Origin of the sequence: Clostridium sp. (genome assembly GCF_029258205.1) — a bacterium.
Taxonomy (GTDB): domain Bacteria; phylum Bacillota; class Clostridia; order Clostridiales; family Clostridiaceae; genus Sarcina.
The window spans coordinates 1-21,982 of record NZ_JARHZJ010000094.1 but is presented as its reverse complement, the minus strand read 5'-3'; the positions used below and the strand labels follow the sequence as shown (position 1 = coordinate 21,982).

The following is a 21,982-nucleotide window of genomic DNA, read 5'->3' as shown; positions in this document are numbered from 1 at the left end:
CCTCTACCTAACACCAATCTTAAGATAAATTTTATATTTTAATTTAGTAGATTTCAACCTTAAACTTAAAAAAAATTGTAAATATTTTTGTGAAATTCTGATTATTCATAATATTAGTATAATAATTGACAATAATATACTTTTATTAATTTTAATTTGTTAAAAAACGTAAAAAACTGACACCAATTAAATACTGGAGTCAGCTTTAAAATTATATCTATTTTTCATCTTATACCTTATAAGTATAACATTTGAAATAAAAATATTATTTTATCCCATAAATAAATATATATGACAAGTAAATACTGAAGCTACTTGCATAAAACATAATAATGAACCTACTATTATTCCAGGAATATATGGATTATTACAATATTTAGCTAAACGACGTAGTAAAAGTACTGCTACAGGAAATACTGGTATTGCATTAATCATATATGTAAAGGTAAATGGAGCTCCAAAAATATTCTGTTGTACTCCTGTTTTTGCAAATAAATAGTATCCAATAAAAGTAATAGCAAATGCAGGAATCATATTCATAAATGCAAAGAATAAATCATTTATGAATGTTGGTTCTTTACCAATTTTAGAGTAGTAAGCTGAGTTTATAGAAATACTTACAGATATACCAAATATTAAGAAAAATGGTAAATACGTAAAGAATAAATATAAATGATTTAATGGAATTTCACGCATACCCCATAAATAAAATCTTAAATCAATTTGGAATACATATTGTGCAATATATAAAACAACTAATACACTTAATATACCAATTACAGATAGTAAAAGTGATTTTAAAAAATCTTTGATTGATATTAGTATTCCCCATGATTTCAAAGTGTCTCCTTGCTTTCTAGCATATAAGTAATATGAACCAAAAGAAGTTATTAACATAAATATACCATTTGCTAATGACCATAAGGCATAAATATTAGTTGTTTGCTGTGGTAAAGTCTCTGTAGCAAAATATCCATATCCTTTTTTAAATATAAATGATATACTTAAAAATGCAAATATACAATTCGCTATAGTTAATACCCAGAATAAAATCTTTCCTTTTTTGTTAGGAGCAGGTTTTAATTGTTTATTATCTTCAGCTTTTAAGCTTGAGAAAAATTTAGTTTTTGTTAATGTAGCAATAGTAAATACACAAATTGCCAATGATCCAAATAATCCCAAAATAGAAGTAAGAGAATATAAATTCCATATTTGCATAGCACCAATTTTATAGTTAGGTGCAATGAATGATTCTTGGAAGAAATCTAAAACAGCAGCTACTGCACCATTTCCCCCTTGTGGCTTAGGATGTATTTCATCTGCCTTTGTAATACTACGAATAACTTGCTTTCCATTCATTTCAGTAGTGTATATATGACCTGGAATCACCTTATCATCTTTAAAATTACTAGGATCTTGTCCAAAACTTACGAAAGATTTAGCTTCATTGGAATCCAGGAATTTTTGTGCAGGAATCGGCTCTCCATTTTCTCCCTTAGTATTAAAAAAAACATGATCATAATATGTATAATAAATTCCTACATTACGATTACCATAAATATTTGCCCAGTTTCCTTTTTGATCTGCAAACATTGGATCACTTGAAACTAAATAAACTGCAGATATCAATGGATTTCCACTCATATTATCCAACATGACACTCATATTTGTAGCATTTCCTCCCATTGAGTGTCCAGCTATACCTATTTGATTTAAATCTACATAATCTAATTCAGATACATATTTTACCGCGGCATAAACTCCATATGCATCAGCATTCATATCAGTAAAGAATGTTTCATAAGATGTTATATCAGAAGCACCATGGTTTAACATGTCAGGTGTAACAACTACAAACCCTCTACGTGCTAATTCAAGTGCATATTGCGCATAGCACTCTTTTGTCGTTGATAAACCATGAGCAAATATAACAGCCGGTGCTTTATTCTGTGAATTTGCAGATTTCGGGCTATACACCCTAATACTTACATTATCTCCGGAACGTGTTTGTATAGTAGTAGTATAAATTTTAACTTTTCTAAAGTTACTTAAAAGTAAATTTGCACTAACAGCACATAATAATGTGAAAAGAATTGCTATAAAAAGTCCTTGTTTTGCTGTAAGCTTAAATTTAGATTTTTTATCCATATTTGTCCCCCATATTTTTAATAAATATTAAATTATATTAACATTATTCTTATTAAAATAAATGCAATAACCAAATAATCCCTCCTCTAAAATAATATGAAAAGAATAATGAAAAATACTAATATGAAATTATATATAATTCCAACAAACTATGTAGTTTATTATAATTAATATATTAAAATAATTTATAAATACCAAAGTCATATATCTTGTTAACATCTCGCTATTAACCCATAAGATAACGTATATATATTTCAAAAATTTTATTTATATTTATAAATAAAATTAAAATTAACATTTGATAATCTGGAATATTCAATTAATTAATGGTAATTTTTTAAAATAATTCTAGTTAAATTATAATGTTTTATAAAAACTAATCCTATTATTTTAATTTAAACATTTAATAAATATATAATGAACTTATTTTTGGAAATATATGTCTAAAATTAATTATTGTCTGAATAAAAACGTGAAAATATTGGGCGTGTATCAAAATATAACAAATAAAAGTTATTTTGATACACGCCCATATTATTAAATTACACAAATTATTTTATATCCTCAATTTTTTAAATCAAATAATTATTTAACATATTTTATACTTTAACTTCTTTCTATTTTAACCTTACTTCCACCTATACCTGCCTCTGCTGGTGTTAATATTAATTTAACTGGCACTCTATTTTTTATAGAATCAACATGACTTATTATACCTACAGATAATCTTTCATGATGAAGTCTTTCTAATGAACTCATAACCACATCTAAAAGATTATCATCTAAAGTTCCAAAACCCTCATCTAAGAAAAATAATTCTAAAGGCGCTGTTCCTTTTAGCTGAATTTGTGATGATAGTGATAATGCTAAAGCTAAAGAAGCTAGGAAAGTTTCTCCCCCTGAAAGAGTTGAAGCATCTCTCTCTGCTCCTCCATTTTTATAATCTCTTATTATAAACTTACCATTTTCATCAATCTCTAGACCATAAACTCCATTAGTTATATCCTTAAGCTTTTTAGAAGCCTCTATTGATATATATTTTAGATGATTTGCTGCAATAAATTCTACAAACTTCTTACCTTTAAATAATTTTTCTAAATCACTTAAAAGAGCTAGCTTATTTTCTTGTTTAGCTTTAATCTCAAGTATATCATTTTGTTCATCAAGTTTTTTCTTTATAGACTCAACTTCAGTAATAATTCTAATTTTTAATTCTTGTACTTCCCTTAATTCTTTTTCAATATTATTTTTCTCCTTAATAATATCTGTCCATTCTTCTTCTGTTAAACTCTTGCCATCTAATTTTTTTATTAATAATTCTATATTAGCCCTAACTTTAATCAAATTATTATCATATTCTTCAATAAATATTTTTAACTTTTCCTTTTCATTCTTAGCTAAAATACCCTCTTTAACCTCTAATATAGTCTTAAATCCCTCTTCTTCTAGAGCTTCGTTTACTTTTTTCTCCTCATTTTCTTTTCTAATATTTAGTGAACTTACTCTTTCCTTAGTAACAGCAACTTCTTGATTCATATAAATAAAGGCTTTTTCTAGTTTTTCTTTCTCTTCACTTAGATTTAAATAAGACTCTTCTATATAATCAATTTCTAATTGTAGACTATCTAATAAGCCTTTTATATCTATTTTTTCAATAGATATATCTTCATCAATTAAATCCTTTAAATCTTCTTTAATCAGTCTTTCCTTTTCTCTATAAACTTCTACTTTACCATCTAATAAGGATTTTTTCTCTAAATACTCTTCCTTTAATTTATCTCTTTTTTCTCTTAATTCATCTTTTATCTTATTTAATTCATCTAACTGAGTTCTTAAGTTTCTAATCTCTTTCTCTAATAGATTTTTTTCTTTGTCTTTTTTTAATATCAACTGATTTTCTAACTTAATATCATGAACTTTCAGTTCATTTTTTATGGAATTTAGTTCAGAATTTTTTAAATTTAACTCATTATCTAATTCTTTTACCTCTGAAGCTAATTCTTTTTCTCTAACTATTTTTTCACATAAAATAACCTCAGCTTTATTAAATATATTTTCTAAATTATTTTTTTCTTCCTTTAATTTTTCTAAATATTTCTCTAGATTTTCTTTCTTAAGATTAAATTCCTCTACCGTCTCCTTTAAAGTATTAAACTCTTCTTCTAATGATTTTAGTGTTTCTTCACTAACTTTTCCTACTTCTGCTATAGAAATATTTAATTCTTCAATTTTCTTATTTTCATATTCCAATGTAGCTTCTATTTTTGAGAATTCTAAAATAAGCTCTTTTAATTTTTCTTCTTTACTTTCTAATAAAGCTGTTTTTTCCTTTGATTCTTCTAAATTAATTTTCTCAACATTATTAAGTTCATGGTAAAAAGATCCACAAACTGGACAACATTCCCCATCTACTAAATTCTCCCTAAGCTTATGAGCTAACTCTTCAACATTAACCTTATTTATATACGCCTTAAGATTCTTTACCTCTTTTTCTAATAATAATTTTTGATTTTCAAACGCCTTAAGTTTTTCCTCAAAATTATTTTTAGTCTTTAATGATTCTTCTAAAGAATATTTTATCTCTTTATATTTATTAAGTTTTTCTCTATACTCTCCAAGCTTTATTTGTTTTTCTAAAATAGAATTACTATCACCTGGTGTTTCCTTTAAAAGACTTTCTAATTTATTGCCTATATTAGTTAATTTTTCTAACTCTACTTTTAAATCCTTCTCTGACTTTTCTTTATTTTCTATAAGCTCTTTTATATATTTCTTTAATTCACTTTCTTCATTTTTTTTCTCATTAAATTGTTTATCTAAGCCTTCATAAGAATTTAAAATAAATAATCCACTATTAATCTTACTTTTAAATTCTTCATCAACAAAAAGCTCTTCTTTTCTTTTTTCCTTTTCTTTTAATTCTTCATTTAAAATTTTTTCATTCTCTTCTATTGAATTTAATTTAATATCACATTTACTTCTTTCCTCAAAAATCTTCTTACAATCTTGCTTTAATTTAACACCATCAGACTTAATTTTAAAAAGTATCTCTCTTTCCTTTTCACTTTTTAATAACTTTTCCTTCTTTAATCTTAAATCAGGTAAATTTTCTTCCTTCTTTTTATATATCTCTGCAAACTTTAAATTGTTTTCTTCTTTTAAATTTATAAGTTTCTCTAATTTCTTATTTAACTTAGTAAATTTAAAATCCTCTTTATTTATTTCCTTTAAAATATCTTCAAGATTATTTATAAATACTATTACCTTATCTGCCTTATTTGAAATTTCAACCTTTTCTTTAAAAGTTTTTATCTCATCAATTCTACTTACTAAACTCTTTTCTTCAATCTTCTTATCATAAAGATCTTTTTGTGTATTCCAAACCTTTTCCGCTTCTTCAAACTCTTTTTTTATCTTATTTAATAACTCTTCTTTACTTTTAATGCTTAGGTTAATCTCATTAATTTCTTCTTCCTTTACTTTTAAAGCTTCTTCACTAACCCCTTCATATCCTTTTAATTGTCCTTCTAAGACATTCATCTTATCTTTTTCTTTTCTTATTTCCAAACTAAGCTTAGTAGAAAGATCATCCCCATATTTTCTAAGATTGAATAATCTCTCAAGCATGTTTCTTCTCTCTTTTCCTTCTAGCTTAAGAAATTCACTAAATTTTCCTTGTGGCAGAACAACTGTCCTCATAAAATCATCTAATTTTAGCCCTATGATTTCCTCACACTTTGAAGTTACAGACTTTGACTTTTCCTCTAGTATATTTTCAATTCCATCTGTTATATCAATTATTTTTGAACTTTTATTTCTTATTCCACCACCTTTATTATCTCTTTTAAATTCTCTATAAACTCTATACTTTCTTACTTCTTTACCTGTTATTTGAAACTCATAACTTACATAAACACTATCACAGTTAGTATTTATATAATTTGAGCTTTTTCTTGCGATATCACCATATAAAGCAAGGGTTATCCCATCTAGAATTGTAGATTTCCCACTTCCAGTAGGTCCAAAAATACCAAAAAGCCCTCTCTCTGTTAATTTATCAAATTCAACAACTTGTTTATCTATAAAACTATTTAATCCCTTAACCTCTAGCTTAATTGGTTTCATTGTATTCATCCCCTTCATCTTTAACTATATTAAGTAAAAGCTCTAATAAATCTTTTTGAGGCTTAACCCCTCTTTCCTTTTCATAGAAGTCAGCAAATAATTCATCAAAAGATTTTTCTGAAAAACTTCTTTCATCATTCTCCTCTTCATCTACTGTTATCTTAGGAATAATTTCAATAATATCCCCTTTAAGCTTCTTCATTATTTTTATTTCGTCTTCTCTTATATATCTATCTGTTTTTATTTCTAAATAAACCCAACACTCTCTATCTTTATTTTCTTCGCATTTTTCAATTGCTTCATCTATGCTATCACATTTCCAAACTTCTATAGGCTTATATATATCAAATTTTATTTCATCTATATTTGCTTCTTCATTTGCTTTAACATCTACAATAAAGCACTTTTTTTCAAAACTTATTTCTTTTTTATTATATTGAAGTGGAGAACCTGCATATCTTATCTTTTTATTAGTTCCTGGTAAAATCATAGGCTTATGTATATGCCCTAGGGCAATATATTGAGCTTCTTCTGGGAAACATTCCTTATCAACAATGAAACTTCCACCTAGCTCTATATTTCTCTCTGAACCAGTATTTTCTGCTCCAGTTGCAAAAAGATGAGATACCACTAAATTAATTGTATCCTCTTTAAAATTATCTTTAAGTGAATCAAATAAAAGCTTTATTCTATCACTATAACTCTTTATTCTCTCTTCTGTTTCATCCATTGCACCATATAAAACTTCATTTAATCTCTTTTCACTTGGATATGGAACAGTTAATATTACAGACTTTTCTCCATTTATATCTATTTCAATAAACCCTTCCCCTGAATTTAAAACTTTATTTCTACCATATTCCCCTGCTTCTACTATACTCTTAGGTGTTCCAACCATTATTATTCCATGTTCTCTTGCTAAAGGCCCTGCTGCCACTAATCTTTCTGGATTATCATGGTTGCCTGAAATAACTAAAGTCATCCTTTCACCTTTAGCTGATATCTTTTTTAAAGTATCATAAAACATTTTTTCTGCTCTAGCTGGAGGATTACTAGAATCATATACATCCCCTGCTATAATAACTAAATCTATATTATTATCTTTTACTATATGAACAAAATCTTCTAAAAATCTTTCTTGCTCATCCATACGACTTAATCCTTCTAAATTTTTTCCTAAATGCCAATCAGCAGTGTGAAGTATCCTCATACCAAATCTCTCCTAACACCTTTTTAATTTTAGACTATGTTTTATATAACTATAAATTAAATACTTTCTTAATTTATAGTTATAAATCATCTTCTAATAAAAAACATCTTATTCTATATTATCGCTTTATACTATTTTCCTATTTTTCTGTACCCCTATTTTAAATCAATAATTATCCAAAATAGAAACTTTTCTTTAAATAAGCTTATTTCTAATTTAACCGTTATAAATATTATACTAAACCGAATTTATATTTAATAAGATTTTATCAAATAAATTATTATTTTAAACTTATATTTTTTTATAATCCTTTAGCGTTTTTATTAATAATAATTATTCTCAAATAATTATTAGTATAACTTTTAAAAAAACATATATTTTATTATTAAATTATATAAAAAATAATTATTTTATGAACATAATTCGTAAAATATCCTATTTGATGATGTTATTTTTAAAGAGTATATTAAATTTATGGAAAAGATTTTAAAAACTTTAATATATTAAAATTTTGAATAATATTTAAGAGGTGATTTTAATGAACTCATTTATGATGGATATAAAAAATAATAGTAACGATTTACACTCTGTAGCTGAAAAAACAGGATTCTTAAAAAGATTATTAGAAGGAAAAGCTTCTACTGAAAGCTATGCTGAATATCTTCTTAATCTTTATGAAGTTTATAAAGCAATAGAAATTAACTTAGAAAAATATAGTGATAATAAAGTAGTTAAAGAATTTGCAACTCCTGAAGTTTATCGTGCTGAAGTTATACTTAAAGATTTAAAATTCTTATTAGGAGAAAATTTAAATACAATTAAACCATTAGCTTCTACAAGAGCTTATGTTGCTAGAATAAACGAAATAAGTCAAAATGATCCTGAACTTTTAATAGCACATGCTTATACTAGATATCTTGCAGATTTATTTGGTGGAAGAACAATCTATGGAATGGTAAAAGATTTATATAAAATAGATGAAGAAGGATTAAATTATTACAAATATGATACTCTAAGTGATGGACCTGAAATGAAAGGTTTTGTTATGAACTATCATAATAAACTTAACAATATTGAATTAAATGAAAAAATGAAAGAAAAATTCATAAATGAAGTTGCTAATTCTTATGTTTATAACATAGCAATTTCAAATGAATTAGACTTTGTAAGATTTAATAGATAATTTATACTCATAAAAATATATTATAAAAGGGATTATATCAAAACCTTAAATATAAAACTTATAAATATCTTAAGAATTATTAAATTAAAAATATATAGTTCTTACTCCCAATGTTATATAATCTATAGAATAGCTTGAATATTAAAATTTCTTTAGCTTTTATTTATAAGTTTTGTTAATAAGTCGCTTTGGTATAATCCCTTTTTATATGAATCTATCTTTTAAAATTATATTTCTTTTAATTTAAATATTATACAAAATTAGAGCTATAGATAATCTATAGCTCTTACCTAGTAATGCCACACCATAGTTTTATCAATAAACTATGGTTTTTATAAGGTCTTTTCACCGTATATACTTCCCTAATTTTTAAAAATATAAACATAATTTATTTATATTTTTAATAGTTACTTTATTTACCAAAAAAATTTGATTTTAAGAATAGTATATTTTACAAAAATATAACTTATTATCTATGGACATTCTCTCTTTTTAGTTGATATTTATCGAAATAAACTTTATAATATATTTTACTTTAGTAATAAGTAATATTTTATAGGAGGTTTATTAATGAAGTTCGATCTTAGTAATATGTATGAGAAGCTTTTATCTTGGATTACAAATAATGGCTTTAAATTATTAATTGGTTTAATTCTACTTTATTTTGGATGGAAAATTATTAATAAAGTAATTAAGATTTTAGCTAATGTAATGAAAAATAGAAATGTAGATCCTACCTTAACCTCATTTGCAGAAGCTTTTTCGGAGGTATCTCTAAAAATTCTTCTAGTTGTAACTTTAATGAGCTATGTTGGATTTGATATAGCTGGATTAGCAGCTCTTATAGCCTCAGCAGGTTTAGCAGTTGGACTTGCATTGCAAGGAAGTCTATCTAATTTTGCTGGTGGAGTAATAATTCTTCTATTAAGACCTTTTAGGGTTAATGATTTTATAGAAGCCTCAGGATATTCTGGAACAGTTGAAAAAATAACTGTATTTTATACTCACCTAGTAACGCCAGACAATAAGGAAATACTTATTCCAAACGGTACACTAGCTAATGGTAGTCTTATAAACTATTCATCAAAAGACATTAGAAGAGTTGATTTAGTATTTAGTGTTGGATATGATGATGACATAATAAAAGTTAAAAATGTTCTTTGGGATATTATAAATAAAAATGATTTAATTTTAAAAACACCTGAATCATTTGTAGGTATAAGCCAACATGCTGCAAGCTCTATAGATTTTACCGTTAGGGTTTGGACTAAACAGGAAGATTATTGGAAGGTTCATTTTAACTTATTAGAAGAAGTTAAATTAAGATTTGATAAAGAAAATATTACTATTCCATATCCTCAAATGGATGTAACTTTAACTAAATAAAATATAATATACCAATAAAAAGCCTAAATTAAATGAACAAATAAGCACATTTAATTTAGGCTTTTATCAATCCTACCACACTAAATCTTAAATAATCATCTTAATTTTATAATAACGTTTTCATGAAGTTTTGTCAATATTTTTCAAAATATTGACAAAACTTATTTTAAATATTTTTAATATAAATACTCATCTTTTATATAATTAGTTAAATTATAATTGTCTATAATATTGTTATTACTATCTAAAACTTCTTTATTCTCCATATAAAACTCTAAATTTTCTTTACTAATTATATTAAAATTTAAATCAGCAAAGTACCACATCTCTTTATCCTCTTCACCAAAGTAACTACTTACAGGAATTTCAACAAATTTATAATATATATTTCTATTTATATAATATGGTTTTTCAACATCGAATATTAAACAAGTATCCTCAAAAAATCTTTTTGATGTTTTTATAGGTTTTAAAATATATCCTTTTTTATTACTAAAGTCCTTATTTTCATTATAATTAAGATTTTTATTTTTTCTAAATTGAGTATAGTATTCCTTACCTGAAGACTCAATACTACGAACATCTGGTGAAACTTCATTATTTTCTAAATAAAGATTTAATAGTTCTACTTTCTTTTTATCTGTACTTAAATCTTCTAAATTCTTTCTTTGATTATCACTAAAACTATTTTTATTAATATTTAAATTTATGCTATTTTCTATTTCTACTATATCTTCTTGGATACTTTTATCTTTTAAATCAAGATTTTCTTCTTTTATTATGTTAAGCATAATCTCTGCATTTACTAAATCGCCATGATTAATATAAGTTTTGGCTTGAAACACCTTAGCCTCTAACACTTTCACCCTCTTATGCTTAAATTCCTCTATTCCCCCAACTGATATTCCAGCCATTAAAACACCTATTATTCCTACAACTAGGAATCTCTTCATCTTTATCCCTCACTTATCTACTTTGTATCTTTCTATCTTTTATATTATTTGTTAACCTATCAGTTTCTTTAAACCTTTAAATTTTATTATACTATTCTAAATATTTACTTTTAATAGTAGCATTTCTTAAAATTAATAGTAACTATAAAAACTAATATAATACAAATTTTCAAAATTAATATACACTTATTAAAAAACAATTATTTTATTCTTAATATTTTTTTCATTTTATCTATCATTAGCTATTTATTATATATATATTTATAAAATTTATTATATACAAAAAAAGTTATATTTTTATAACCAAATTTATGTTATAATTAAGTAAAATTTATAGATAATGCTAATTAATCTAATACCTTTCAAAAATTGTTCTTTTTTACCTTTATAAGAATTGTAACAAAATTTATTTGTCCAAATAATAATATAGTATATAGAACTTAGCATAATTTATAAATTTAAGGGCGTGTATCAAAATAACCTTTTATAAACTTGAAAACAGTATAAAGAGAAATCTAGTAATTCTCGGAATATGTTTGTTAGTTTTATTGTTATATTTTGATACCGTCCCTTTTTTATTTAGCAAAATCAAAGTTATCCTCTTTAAACTTTTCCATAAGTTTGTTGCTATTTCTTATTAATCTATTTAACTTTTCATTTTCAGCTAAATTTTCTTTTAAATCAACTCTTATATCTTCTAATCCACTCTCTTTATCTAATAATATTTTTTCTAACTCTCTTATGGTTAAAAGCTCATTTTCAAAAATTCTAGATTCCTTTGCTTCTTCAATAAGCTTTTCTTCTAACATTTTTATATTTTTACTTATTTCTAATTTATTTAGTTTATACTTCCATGTATCTAATGAAAAAAAGTTTTTAATGATCCCTCTCTCCTTAAGACTGTGCTCTTCCGATACCTCTATAAGATTTTTTTGATTAATAAATCTTATATATTCTTCATAAGAATTAAATGATTTAATTTCTTCAGACTGAAGAGCCTTTTCTCTAAACATATCCCATTGAGATTTTATAGCATTTTCAGTATTATCTTTTTCAGCTACGAACTTTCTCTCATTTGTTAATAATAACTCTCTTATCTCTTTCACTTCCTTAAGGTTTTTTTCTAAATTATTTTTTTCAGAAAATATTTTATCATATTTTTCTTTTTCTTCTAACCAAACTTGAACTAACTGATTGTAGTATATTTTTTCTTTTCTTTCTTTTCTTAATATTTTATTTGATATGCTTATTTCCATTACAAAAATAGGCACTAAATTTTCTCTTGAAATTTTAAATTCTTTTAAAAGAATTACTAGTAATAATGGCCCTATATAAGCTCTTAACATATCATGTCTAGTTCTAAATTCAGAAAAATCAAAATCCTTTTGAAATGCTACATAAATTAAAAAAATTGATCTTATAACAAATTCAGAACTCTCGCTTATTCCACAGTCTAATACTGCTTTTAAAAATTCCACTTGATTTAACCTTATATTTTCCTTAATTGCACCTTCAGATATATCTGTAAAATTCATCTTATTTAATATCATTTTCCTTTCATCTAAAGGTATTGTTCTTAGAACTTCATAAATTATATCAGAAACCTTATCTTTATTATCTTCTTCATTATTTATTTCAGATGATAAACCATTAATTATTACTATTAAGTAGTAATTTATTATAGCCTCTAATTTATCTACCTTACCATTAAATCCATTACGGCTTTCAATTATAAAATAAGCTTTCTCAACTATACTATCTAAAGATTTATCAAATGTTTCCTTATCTCCAACTGATGCCACTGGCGTATTAGTAAGCTTTAATAAAATATAATATAACTTTAATTTTAAAATTCCATCAGAATATTTCTTTAAGTCCTCTACCTCTTTTTCAATAAATTTTATAAATTCTTTTCTTTGTGATTTTAAAAATATACTTCTAGATTTATTTAAAAAAATACTTCCTAAACTTAAACTTTTCAAAAAAGCATAGACAACCCTAAGTTCATATCCTTGTAATGATAAAAATCCCTTATAAAAATCTTGATATTTATTATTATTTTCTTCAAGATATTTATCTTTCTCTATATAATTTGTAAGTTTAACTTGAAGCTCTTTAAAACTATTTAAAACTTCCTTAAGCTCTCTCTCTTTTTTTTCTAGTTTTTCTGTAAGCTCCTTCTTTTCCTCTTTAACATTTTTTAAAAGTTCCTCAAGCTCTTCTTGCTTTTTTTCATCATCGCTATTAATCTTTATTTGTTTTTCTAAACTTATAATAAATTTTTCTTTATTTTCAAGAACTTTTTTATCTATTGCTAAGTCACATTCACTCTCTTTTATACTTTCTGGAGTAATAAAACTATAATCTCCATCTAAACTCATCTCTTTAGTTATGTTTTTTAAATACCAAATTAAAATTTCATGTACCTTCTTTAGTGCTAATAATGTATTATTTTCTTCTAAATTGCTATCTATTTCTTTATTAGCACTTTTCTCAGCTTTAATTCTTATATATTCACCATACTCAAGTATCCAACTAGGAACATAATCTTTTAAATTATTTAAACTATTCCTTAAATTAGACTCTTTATCATTTTCTCTTATTATCTCATATTTTTTTTCTAACTTAATTAATAAGTCTTCCACAACCATTCTTACAGCAATATATGTCAAAGCTGCATGAGTATCCCATGCCTTTTCAGCATTTTTTAATAAATCATAATAGTTTTCAATACTTGTTTTTAATATAAAATCAAAATTTGTACTTTTTTTACTCTCCATACTTTCCCCTCTAAGCATATATACTATTTAATGCTTGTTATATTTAAATAAATCAAAAATACCTTTTAATAATACTTGTACTTTTTTATCTTCAAGCTTTTTAAATTTATTATTAATGTATTTTTTATTAGTTTCAAATTTAAGATTAATAAAATCTATATCTTTTTTAACCTCTTCAGTAACAGTTTTGTGTTTTATTATGTAAATATATTCTTCATAACATAAATTTAAGTTAGAAAATGATTTTTTAATTATAAGTATTATAGTTACTATTAAAACCACTCCTAATATTGAAATCACTCTAGTCATATTATTATAATGCTGATTATAATTGCTAATTAAATCCAATATAAACTCGCTAGACATTATACTATTTAAATTTTCTATAGCTATTAATATTAAAAATATTATAAAATAGATTATTCCTAAATACTTAACCCTTATGTACACTAACCTTTCAAAGTTACTTTTTTCTTCAAAATTAACATTGATATTATCTATAGATGAGATAATTTCTCTTATTCCTGACAATATAAAAATCATAGATATTATGCACATAACATATATATCTAATGATTTAGAAAGTCCATATTCACTTCCAAAAAATTTATAACTTATTACTCCTAGTGTGGTATATCCTATTATTATCTTAAAGTCACCAATTATAAATTTCTCTTTTATAATTTTTATCTTTGATATAACAAATATCAAAGATATGACTATTATAAACTTAAATACAACTTCTCTATATAAAAATATCTCATTAAATATAATTTCAAATAAATTTTTATTATTTATTTTAGAATTCATTCTACCTAAGGTATCTATTAAAATAAATAACATTGGAATTAACATTATTAATAAGGATATTTCCTTGTAATTATTAAAGTTCTTCCTTTCCATTATCATGGTAACACCTCCATCCACATTTATTTTATAAATATTTTGTGAATTACTTATTATATTATATACCTTTAATTTTCAGGTTAAAACATTTAAAATATAAAAAAGTTATGAAATAATTACATATCTCATAACTTTTAAAAGATTAATATACAATACTATAATTATTTAAAGTACCAATTAATATACCTTCTAAATAAATATCTCCATTTCTCTTTATGAACCCTCTTTTACCTTCTATATATATAACTCCACTTGGTTTTAAAATCCCTGCATACCTACCATCTAAATATACACAACCATTGGTATCTACTAGCCCCCTTCTATTATTTAAATAAAATTCCTTGATACACAATTTTTCTCTCCTTAACATATATAACCTCCATTATATACTTCTTGTTTTAAGATTATATTATTCCTTAATATTAAATATTACAAAAAAGGCTTAGAAAAAAACTTTTCTAAGCCTTAATAACTATTTATTTTCAATAATTATATCCTTTGGTTCTATGTCACTAATATCTTTAATCTTTCTGTAGAAAGTAAGATCTCCATTAAATAAAAACTTACTCACAATACTTTTATTTATTAATACTATCATAAGAAGTGGCAAACATACTCCAATTATAGTAAACATTATATATCCATAATTGAATACATCCATAAATAAAGTTGCAACTTGTTTATGTAAATACATTATTATAAGAGAATTAGCTCCAATTACAATTAAAAATTTCTTATACTTAAACTTACTAATCTGATAACTTAAAGAAAGTATAAAAATTGTTATGGTAACGGGCATTAATATGTCAAAAATAGGATCTTTATAGTATGAGTATTTTATATTTAAATAATAATATATTCCAATACTACTATTTAATATAAACAAAGCTATTACCCCTATAATCGATAAAATCAATGTAGAAGTTTTCTTAAATATCCTTTGCATATCAAACATACTTATATAATATCCTAGCGCATAGTATGGAAGTGTTATTAAAACAGTATCTAAATTCCAAAATACAAATTGATTTTCAGTTATATCAGTTATACTTGATGGTATAAAATTCATAGAATATATATGAGCTAATATATAACTTAATATACATGCAAAAGCTAACTTCTTAGATGTTAATCGCTTATTTAATTGATCAAATACTATCTTTGTAACAAACATTACAGGTATAAACCAAAATACTCCCCATGTTGCCTTTCCACTATATACATATTTAAGCATTTCATGTATTAAATCACTCAAGGAAAAATTCCCATGATAATACATAATATAATTAAAACTAATATCTATTAGTGAAAATATACAATAAGGAACAAAAAACTTTAATACTTGCTCTTTTATGCTCATTCTTCTTTTATATAACATACCACCTATTATAAAAAAGGCTGGCATATGGAACCAATAAAGATATTGAGCATTTTCAAAAGGTGCATGACATAATACAACACTTATTATAAGAATGCCTTTTGCAATATCTAAATAATCTAATCTTTTCTTTTGTTTTAAAACAGTATTCATATTATTTCTCCTAATTTAATCATTAATCTAATATGGATATTACCACATATTTATATTTCCCATAATTTATATAAATATGAAAATATATTAAAAAATTATAATTAAAAAATAATATCTTAATCTTTAGTCATATTTAATATAATTCTTTTATTTTTAAATTTAATATGAGTTTATAATATACATTTTATAATAAAAAAAACATAATATTATATTTCTAATTATATTATATGTTTAATTATATTATATTTTAACACTATATTTTTAACTTTTTTGTTAATATATACATATATGTATGTTAAAATCTAATATATGCTATAAAATAAAATTTTAATAAATCTTATATTAAGGAGATTTAAAACATGGATAATCAGATATTTTTTCATATTTTTAATGATGAAAAAGATAAATTAAAAACTCAAAGTATAATAAAACTTTCAATTTTTATAGTTTTCTCTATATTTTTAATATTACTAATAAATCTAGCATATAAAGTGCTTATTATAAAAAATATAGAATTTTTTCCTTATAACTCTATGCCAAGTTTCTCATTAAGTTTATCATTAATATTAGGAGCAATGGCATACTTAAGCTCATTAATATACTATTCAAGTACAAAAAAAGATGATTTCTTTATAATATCTTTAATATATATGAATTTATCCGTAGAAGTTTTAATTACTAAAGGACATAATCTAATAATATTTGATAAGTTTATTTTTATGCACTCAATATTTAGGATAATTTTACTTTTTTATATTGCTTTTAACAAAAAAGGAATATCTCCTCTTATTACTAAGCATAAAATAATTACTTCAATATTAGTTTTTTTATTCTCTGCTATAACACCTCTAATTAACTACAGAATTTTTTCTAACAATTTATTTGTTAAAAATGTTTATTTTTATGCTACTTTAATGGCTATACTTATTATTCTTTATATAATCGCTTGTATATTCTTATCAAAAAAATGTTTAGATGATTGTGAATTGATATATTCATTTATAATTGCTAGTATGCTTTTAATATCGCTTAGAGGATTGTATTGGATTTGTGAAATTTTACTTCCAAATTTAACTATCTTAAGAACAAATAATATTATTCTTATTATTACAATATTATCATTTTTATTAGCAATAAGTGGAGTTTTTAATGAAATTACAACTAAAAATAAAAAAAGTGCTTTACTACAGAATGAACTTCAGGTTTTTTATCATTTAGTTGAATTTAATACTAGTTGCTCTATAATTTTATATGATAATAAAAAGAAGGTTATATATACAAATAAAACACTTAGAGAGCGCTACTGCAAAGCAACTAAATTAAAAGATCAACTTAAAGAAGTAGAAAATTTATTTACAAATTCAATTTTTATAGAGGATACTGAAAATAACGTTACTAAATCTCTTTTTGATAAAGGTAACTGGGAGGGCAAACTTATTTTAAAAAATGGTAAAATAGTAAGTGCTTATATACAGATATTAAATGTTGAAAATAAGAATTATTTTGCTATGAATTTAAAAGATATAACTGAAGAATATACCCTAACACAAAATATTCAAAGAAATGAACAATTATTAAGCTGTATAAACAATAACATACAAGATTTAATAATAAGTGTTGATAATAATGGATTAATTACATATATTAATGATTCTGTTTTAAAAACATTAAATTATACATCCAAAGAAATTTTAGGAATGCCTATAATAAATCTTTTAGGAAAAAATGATGAAATATTAAATCAATTAAAGTTAGAAGATGAAGAAGATAGTATTAAATGTAAACTTGTTGGTAAGCATTCATTTGTATATGTAGAATCTATAATTAGAAACTTAAAGGATAATAATGAAGTTCCCTATGGAAAAGTTATAGTTGCAAAAAACTTAACCTCTAAAAAACGTCTTGAAAACTTAACTATAAAGTTTAAAGAAGCTAAGGCTTACGAACAAGTAAGAAATGAATTTTTCGCCAATATATCACATGAGCTTAGAACACCACTTAACATTATATACTCTACAATACAATTATTAAATTCTAAGAATAAAAATGACCCTAAAGACTTTGCTAATTTCTATAATAAATATAAACAAGGTCTTAAGATAAATTGTTATAGAATGCTTAGACTTATAAATAATCTTATTGATGTTAGTAAAATTGAAGTTGGATTTCTAAAAGCTGATTTTACTAATAAAGACATAGTTTTCCTTGTAGAGAACATAGTGTCTTTAGTTATTCCTCATTCTGAGAATAAGAATATTAATATAATCTTTGATACTAATGTTGAAGAAAACATAATAAAATGTGATCCTGTAAAAATTGAAAGATTGATTCTTAATTTACTTTCAAACGCAATAAAATTCACACCAAATTATGGTAAAATATTTGTAAATTTAAATATTTCAAGAGATTGGGTTAAAATAAGCATAAAAGATAATGGAATTGGGATTCCTAAAGAAATGCAAGCATCAATTTTTGATAGATTTGTCCAAGCTGATAAATCCTTAAAAAGAAGAAATGAAGGTAGTGGAATAGGACTTAGTATTGCAAAATCCATTGCAGATTTACATGATGGAAAAATTGAACTTATAAGTAATGGAATAAAAGGCACAGAATTTATAGTATGGATACCAAATGTAAAATTAAACTATACAGAAGAAAGTAATAATTTAGTTGATTATATAACAGATGATAAAAACATAGAATTAGAGCTTTCTGATATTTATGAAATACATTAAAAATATTCATCAACATAACTTTTATCAAATAATTTATTCATTATAAATTTATGAAATATATAAAAAGCTGTATCAATTGATACAGCTTTTTATACAGTACAATTCTCTTTTATCTTAATTGCACTAACCTCATCTCTAGTTAGTGTTTTTAAATTATTATAATTAATTAAGTAAAAATAATTGTATAGCTTTCTTAGCTTATTTAAATAATCATAACTTCTTTCTGGTATATCAAAACTTACTTTAGTCTCATCTCTTTCATCTGCATATTCAATTTTAAAATCATCTACCTGAGGGAATTTTAAAAGTCCTTCAAATGTTATTTGACCTCTTACAAACTGATGCCCAGAACAAGAATATAAGGTTTTTATATTAGGCTGAGTATTTAAAAAAATTATTAAATCCTTTAACTCAACATCTATAGCTAACCTATTATTAAATCCACATTTTTCTGTCTCTTCCTCGCTTAAAAGAACTGATCCTCTTCTTAATTCTCTCATATAATAATTGTATGCTTGTATCAAATCAAAATCCTCTTCTGAAACATCTGAAACCCTTCCCCTAATAAATTCAGGTAAATATCCTTGTTCTCTTTCTAATTTCAAATCAGTTGCTATCTTAAGCGCTTTTAAAACCTCTTCATTGGAATAATCTTTTAATAAATTCTCCATTTTAACTCCCCCTAAATTTTACAAATAGTTAAGCTACTTTTAATAATAAATTGATATATTCATCATATTATACACATTTTCAATTTTATTAATTACAGCTATATCTTTATCAAAATTAGCATATTTATCTATACAAATATTCTTATTATTTCATCAGTTATAACTATATATTTATTAACTAGACTTCATAACTACAAATTTTATACTTTTAATTATTAGTTATATTTTATTATTTCTTCACTTATATATTATTTATATTTTCGACTTCATTTTGTAAATATTTACCATATAATTATTATATATGTTTTTCTCTCAAAAATAAAATAGTATTTTAGTCCATTTATTCAAATTAGATAAAATTAAATCTCATTTTCTTTCATTTTGAATTTAATTGTAAATATTTTACATATTAAATAAAAAAAGAAGTTATACCAAATTATTATTTTTGATATAACTTCTTTTACTTATTATTTATATTAAAAATTATTCTTTTACTTATAATATTTATATTCTAACGTCTAAAAATTCCTTTAATATCTCTTGTTTCACCACTATTAGAATGATAGTTGAAAGCAATCATTTAAAAATCCACACTTACATTCTTTAAACAAACCATTTTATTTAAAATATTAAAAATGATTGTTGCACAAGATGTATATGTTATTTTTTCTCTTATAAGTCAAGCTTTTTATATATTCTTTAAGTCTATTTCCTAATTTACTAAGCTTAAATTCTAATTTATTAACTTTAATATTAATATACTCAAAGAAAAACTTATCTAAATAAAACTAAAAATTAAATTAAATTTTCAAATATATTCTCAATAGATAATAAACTTAAGTTTATTTAATCTTATAATCACAAATTTAATTACTTTTAAGAATTTTAATTTAAATGCTCTTATGATTTTCAATATTTCATATTCTATTAACTCCTTATAAAAAGTCAACAAAATTTACAAATTTAAAATTCAATTCTAAATTGCTCAAAAATTAGATTTTTAATCCTAAAAAACAACAAATATAAATAACTTTATATTCTATATAAAGCTATAAACATCATTAAAATTTAAATTTTTTATGATAAAACCATATACTATTCTAAAGTCATTTTGAATTGCTTAAAGAAGAAAATTACTTTAAACACATCATTAAATCAATATTATATTCATATAATATAAGCTAAAAAATATTAAACTAATTATTCTAAATTTGCTTTAAGCCACTCAAACATAAAATTTGAATCTCCAAAAACAACAGATCTAAATAATTTTACATTAATAAAGTTAAATAAATCATTAGAATAATTTATTAATATAGAGTATCCTAAATTTACTTTTAGCTATTCAATTAAAATAAATTGAATCTCTAGAAACAATAGATTTAATCAACTTTATATTATAATAAAACTAAATACATCATTAGAAAATTATAATTTTTATTTACCTATTAGCTTATTTAGTACACTTAATATTTCTTCAATTTTTTCATCTTTAGATTCATTATTATCGAAAGCACTCTTAACACAATTATGCATATGTTGTTGCAATATCAATTTATTAGCCTTCTTCAATAATGCTTGGGAAGCCATTACTTGATTTGAAATATCTATACAATATCTCTCATCTTCAATCATTCTAATTATTCCTTCAATTTGACCTTTTGCTGTCTTTAAGCACTGTAATGCTTTCTTCTTCTCTGCATTCATGTTCATCGCTCCCTATACATTTCACAGTCATACCCACTGGATAATATGTACTTATATAATACCTCTACACTTCTCTTAAGTCAATATATTTTTAATATTTTGTAAACATAGTTTACATTTAATTAATATAATCAAACTTATCAAAATATTTCTAATAATTTAAAAGGTTATAATTTTATTACTAGAATAGAACTTTTCTTCACTAATAAAATATTTTCTAAATATAATTAACTATACTTCCCCAATAATATATTCTTAATCACTTTCCCTTTTGTTTTAAAAACTAATAAACTACTTATTGTGGATTTAAAATTAAAAATGGTCTATATTAAAACTTTAGTAAAATTATCAATAAAACTCAGAATTAAAAAATAACCAGTAGAATTTTAATTTTTCTACTAGTTTTATTATTAAACCTATATGTTTTATTAATTATTAAAATTGTAAAAGTTATATTTTTAATTACTAGCTGTTTTAATATAAACTTTTTTACTTTTTAACTTGCATATATAATTTAATTTTATACGAAAAAAGCTTAGTGAATAATTCACTAAGCTTTTGGTGGCTCGAGCAGGAATCGAACCAGCGACACGAGGATTTTCAGTCCTCTGCTCTACCGACTGAGCTATCGAGCCATAAAATAAAAA

At 23.4% G+C, this 21,982-nt stretch carries 13 protein-coding genes and 1 tRNA gene; 3 read left to right on the top strand and 11 right to left on the bottom strand.

Translation table 11 applies throughout. The features are described 5' to 3' along the window. Window positions 1-270 precede the first annotated feature (270 nt). The 3 genes from Q1J60_RS11970 to Q1J60_RS11960 all read right to left on the bottom strand — a co-directional run bounded on the left by Q1J60_RS11970 (window position 271) and on the right by Q1J60_RS11960 (window position 7,483). The gene (locus Q1J60_RS11970; RefSeq protein WP_300262621.1) at window positions 271-2,148 is read right to left on the bottom strand and encodes an alpha/beta hydrolase; all 1,878 of its coding nucleotides are present in this window, start codon (window positions 2,146-2,148) and stop codon (window positions 271-273) included. 606 nt (window positions 2,149-2,754) lie between these two features. After that, complete coding sequence (locus Q1J60_RS11965; RefSeq protein WP_300262618.1) at window positions 2,755-6,273, bottom strand: AAA family ATPase; 3,519 nt, start codon at window positions 6,271-6,273, stop codon at window positions 2,755-2,757. Beyond that, complete coding sequence (locus Q1J60_RS11960; RefSeq protein ID WP_300262616.1) at window positions 6,260-7,483, bottom strand: exonuclease SbcCD subunit D; 1,224 nt, start codon at window positions 7,481-7,483, stop codon at window positions 6,260-6,262. Before Q1J60_RS11960 ends, Q1J60_RS11965 begins: the two co-directional genes overlap by 14 nt. 538 nt (window positions 7,484-8,021) lie before the next feature. Between Q1J60_RS11960 and Q1J60_RS11955 the strand changes: the two genes are divergently transcribed. After that, window positions 8,022-8,666, top strand: coding sequence for a biliverdin-producing heme oxygenase (locus Q1J60_RS11955; protein WP_300262613.1), 645 nt, complete (start codon window positions 8,022-8,024; stop codon window positions 8,664-8,666). Between the two features lie 570 nt (window positions 8,667-9,236). After that, window positions 9,237-10,052: a mechanosensitive ion channel family protein gene (locus Q1J60_RS11950; protein WP_300262611.1), complete on the top strand. Its 816-nt coding sequence runs from the start codon at window positions 9,237-9,239 to the stop codon at window positions 10,050-10,052. A gap of 176 nt (window positions 10,053-10,228) precedes the next feature. On the opposite strand, the gene Q1J60_RS11945 is transcribed toward Q1J60_RS11950, so the two are convergent. The 5 genes from Q1J60_RS11945 to Q1J60_RS11925 all read right to left on the bottom strand — a co-directional run bounded on the left by Q1J60_RS11945 (window position 10,229) and on the right by Q1J60_RS11925 (window position 16,222). Then, window positions 10,229-11,005 carry a hypothetical protein gene (locus Q1J60_RS11945; protein ID WP_300262609.1) on the bottom strand — a complete coding sequence of 259 codons (777 nt, stop codon included), beginning with the start codon at window positions 11,003-11,005 and terminating at the stop codon, window positions 10,229-10,231. A gap of 575 nt (window positions 11,006-11,580) precedes the next feature. Beyond that, the gene (locus Q1J60_RS11940; RefSeq protein ID WP_300262606.1) at window positions 11,581-13,785 is read right to left on the bottom strand and encodes a hypothetical protein; all 2,205 of its coding nucleotides are present in this window, start codon (window positions 13,783-13,785) and stop codon (window positions 11,581-11,583) included. 27 nt (window positions 13,786-13,812) lie between these two features. Continuing rightward, the gene (locus Q1J60_RS11935) at window positions 13,813-14,694 is read right to left on the bottom strand and encodes a hypothetical protein (protein ID WP_300375898.1); all 882 of its coding nucleotides are present in this window, start codon (window positions 14,692-14,694) and stop codon (window positions 13,813-13,815) included. A gap of 139 nt (window positions 14,695-14,833) precedes the next feature. Then, on the bottom strand, window positions 14,834-15,061 hold the full coding sequence (locus Q1J60_RS11930) for a hypothetical protein (RefSeq protein ID WP_300262600.1): 228 nt from the start codon (window positions 15,059-15,061) through the stop codon (window positions 14,834-14,836). Between the two features lie 102 nt (window positions 15,062-15,163). Next, a complete protein-coding gene (locus Q1J60_RS11925) occupies window positions 15,164-16,222 on the bottom strand; it encodes an acyltransferase family protein (RefSeq protein WP_300262597.1) in 1,059 nt (352 codons plus the stop codon). Window positions 16,223-16,581: 359 nt separating this feature from the next. Here Q1J60_RS11925 and Q1J60_RS11920 point away from each other — a divergent pair, with 359 nt between their 5' ends. Next, entirely contained in the window at window positions 16,582-18,957 is a 2,376-nt protein-coding gene (locus Q1J60_RS11920) for a sensor histidine kinase (RefSeq protein ID WP_300262594.1), read from the top strand. An 89-nt stretch (window positions 18,958-19,046) separates the two neighbouring features. On the opposite strand, the gene Q1J60_RS11915 is transcribed toward Q1J60_RS11920, so the two are convergent. The 3 genes from Q1J60_RS11915 to Q1J60_RS11905 all read right to left on the bottom strand — a co-directional run bounded on the left by Q1J60_RS11915 (window position 19,047) and on the right by Q1J60_RS11905 (window position 21,970). Beyond that, on the bottom strand, window positions 19,047-19,628 hold the full coding sequence (locus tag Q1J60_RS11915) for a hypothetical protein (RefSeq protein ID WP_300262592.1): 582 nt from the start codon (window positions 19,626-19,628) through the stop codon (window positions 19,047-19,049). A gap of 1,437 nt (window positions 19,629-21,065) precedes the next feature. After that, window positions 21,066-21,335 carry a metal-sensing transcriptional repressor gene (locus Q1J60_RS11910; RefSeq protein WP_300262589.1) on the bottom strand — a complete coding sequence of 90 codons (270 nt, stop codon included), beginning with the start codon at window positions 21,333-21,335 and terminating at the stop codon, window positions 21,066-21,068. Window positions 21,336-21,894: 559 nt separating this feature from the next. Next, window positions 21,895-21,970, bottom strand: a tRNA-Phe gene (locus Q1J60_RS11905). Window positions 21,971-21,982 lie beyond the last annotated feature (12 nt).

Excerpts from the sequence above, each read along its gene's own strand:
- Q1J60_RS11960 (WP_300262616.1), bottom strand. The coding sequence starts at position 7,483 with ATGAGGATACTTCACACTGCTGATTGGCATTTAGGAAAAAATTTAGAA.
- Q1J60_RS11910 (WP_300262589.1), bottom strand. The coding sequence starts at position 21,335 with ATGAATGCAGAGAAGAAGAAAGCATTACAGTGCTTAAAGACAGCAAAA.
- Q1J60_RS11920 (WP_300262594.1), top strand. The coding sequence starts at position 16,582 with ATGGATAATCAGATATTTTTTCATATTTTTAATGATGAAAAAGATAAA.
- Q1J60_RS11950 (WP_300262611.1), top strand. The coding sequence starts at position 9,237 with ATGAAGTTCGATCTTAGTAATATGTATGAGAAGCTTTTATCTTGGATT.
- Q1J60_RS11970 (WP_300262621.1), bottom strand. The coding sequence starts at position 2,148 with ATGGATAAAAAATCTAAATTTAAGCTTACAGCAAAACAAGGACTTTTT.
- Q1J60_RS11955 (WP_300262613.1), top strand. The coding sequence starts at position 8,022 with ATGAACTCATTTATGATGGATATAAAAAATAATAGTAACGATTTACAC.
- Q1J60_RS11930 (WP_300262600.1), bottom strand. The coding sequence starts at position 15,061 with ATGTTAAGGAGAGAAAAATTGTGTATCAAGGAATTTTATTTAAATAAT.
- Q1J60_RS11925 (WP_300262597.1), bottom strand. The coding sequence starts at position 16,222 with ATGAATACTGTTTTAAAACAAAAGAAAAGATTAGATTATTTAGATATT.
- Q1J60_RS11915 (WP_300262592.1), bottom strand. The coding sequence starts at position 19,628 with ATGGAGAATTTATTAAAAGATTATTCCAATGAAGAGGTTTTAAAAGCG.
- Q1J60_RS11935 (WP_300375898.1), bottom strand. The coding sequence starts at position 14,694 with ATGATAATGGAAAGGAAGAACTTTAATAATTACAAGGAAATATCCTTA.
- Q1J60_RS11965 (WP_300262618.1), bottom strand. The coding sequence starts at position 6,273 with ATGAAACCAATTAAGCTAGAGGTTAAGGGATTAAATAGTTTTATAGAT.
- Q1J60_RS11940 (WP_300262606.1), bottom strand. The coding sequence starts at position 13,785 with ATGGAGAGTAAAAAAAGTACAAATTTTGATTTTATATTAAAAACAAGT.
- Q1J60_RS11945 (WP_300262609.1), bottom strand. The coding sequence starts at position 11,005 with ATGAAGAGATTCCTAGTTGTAGGAATAATAGGTGTTTTAATGGCTGGA.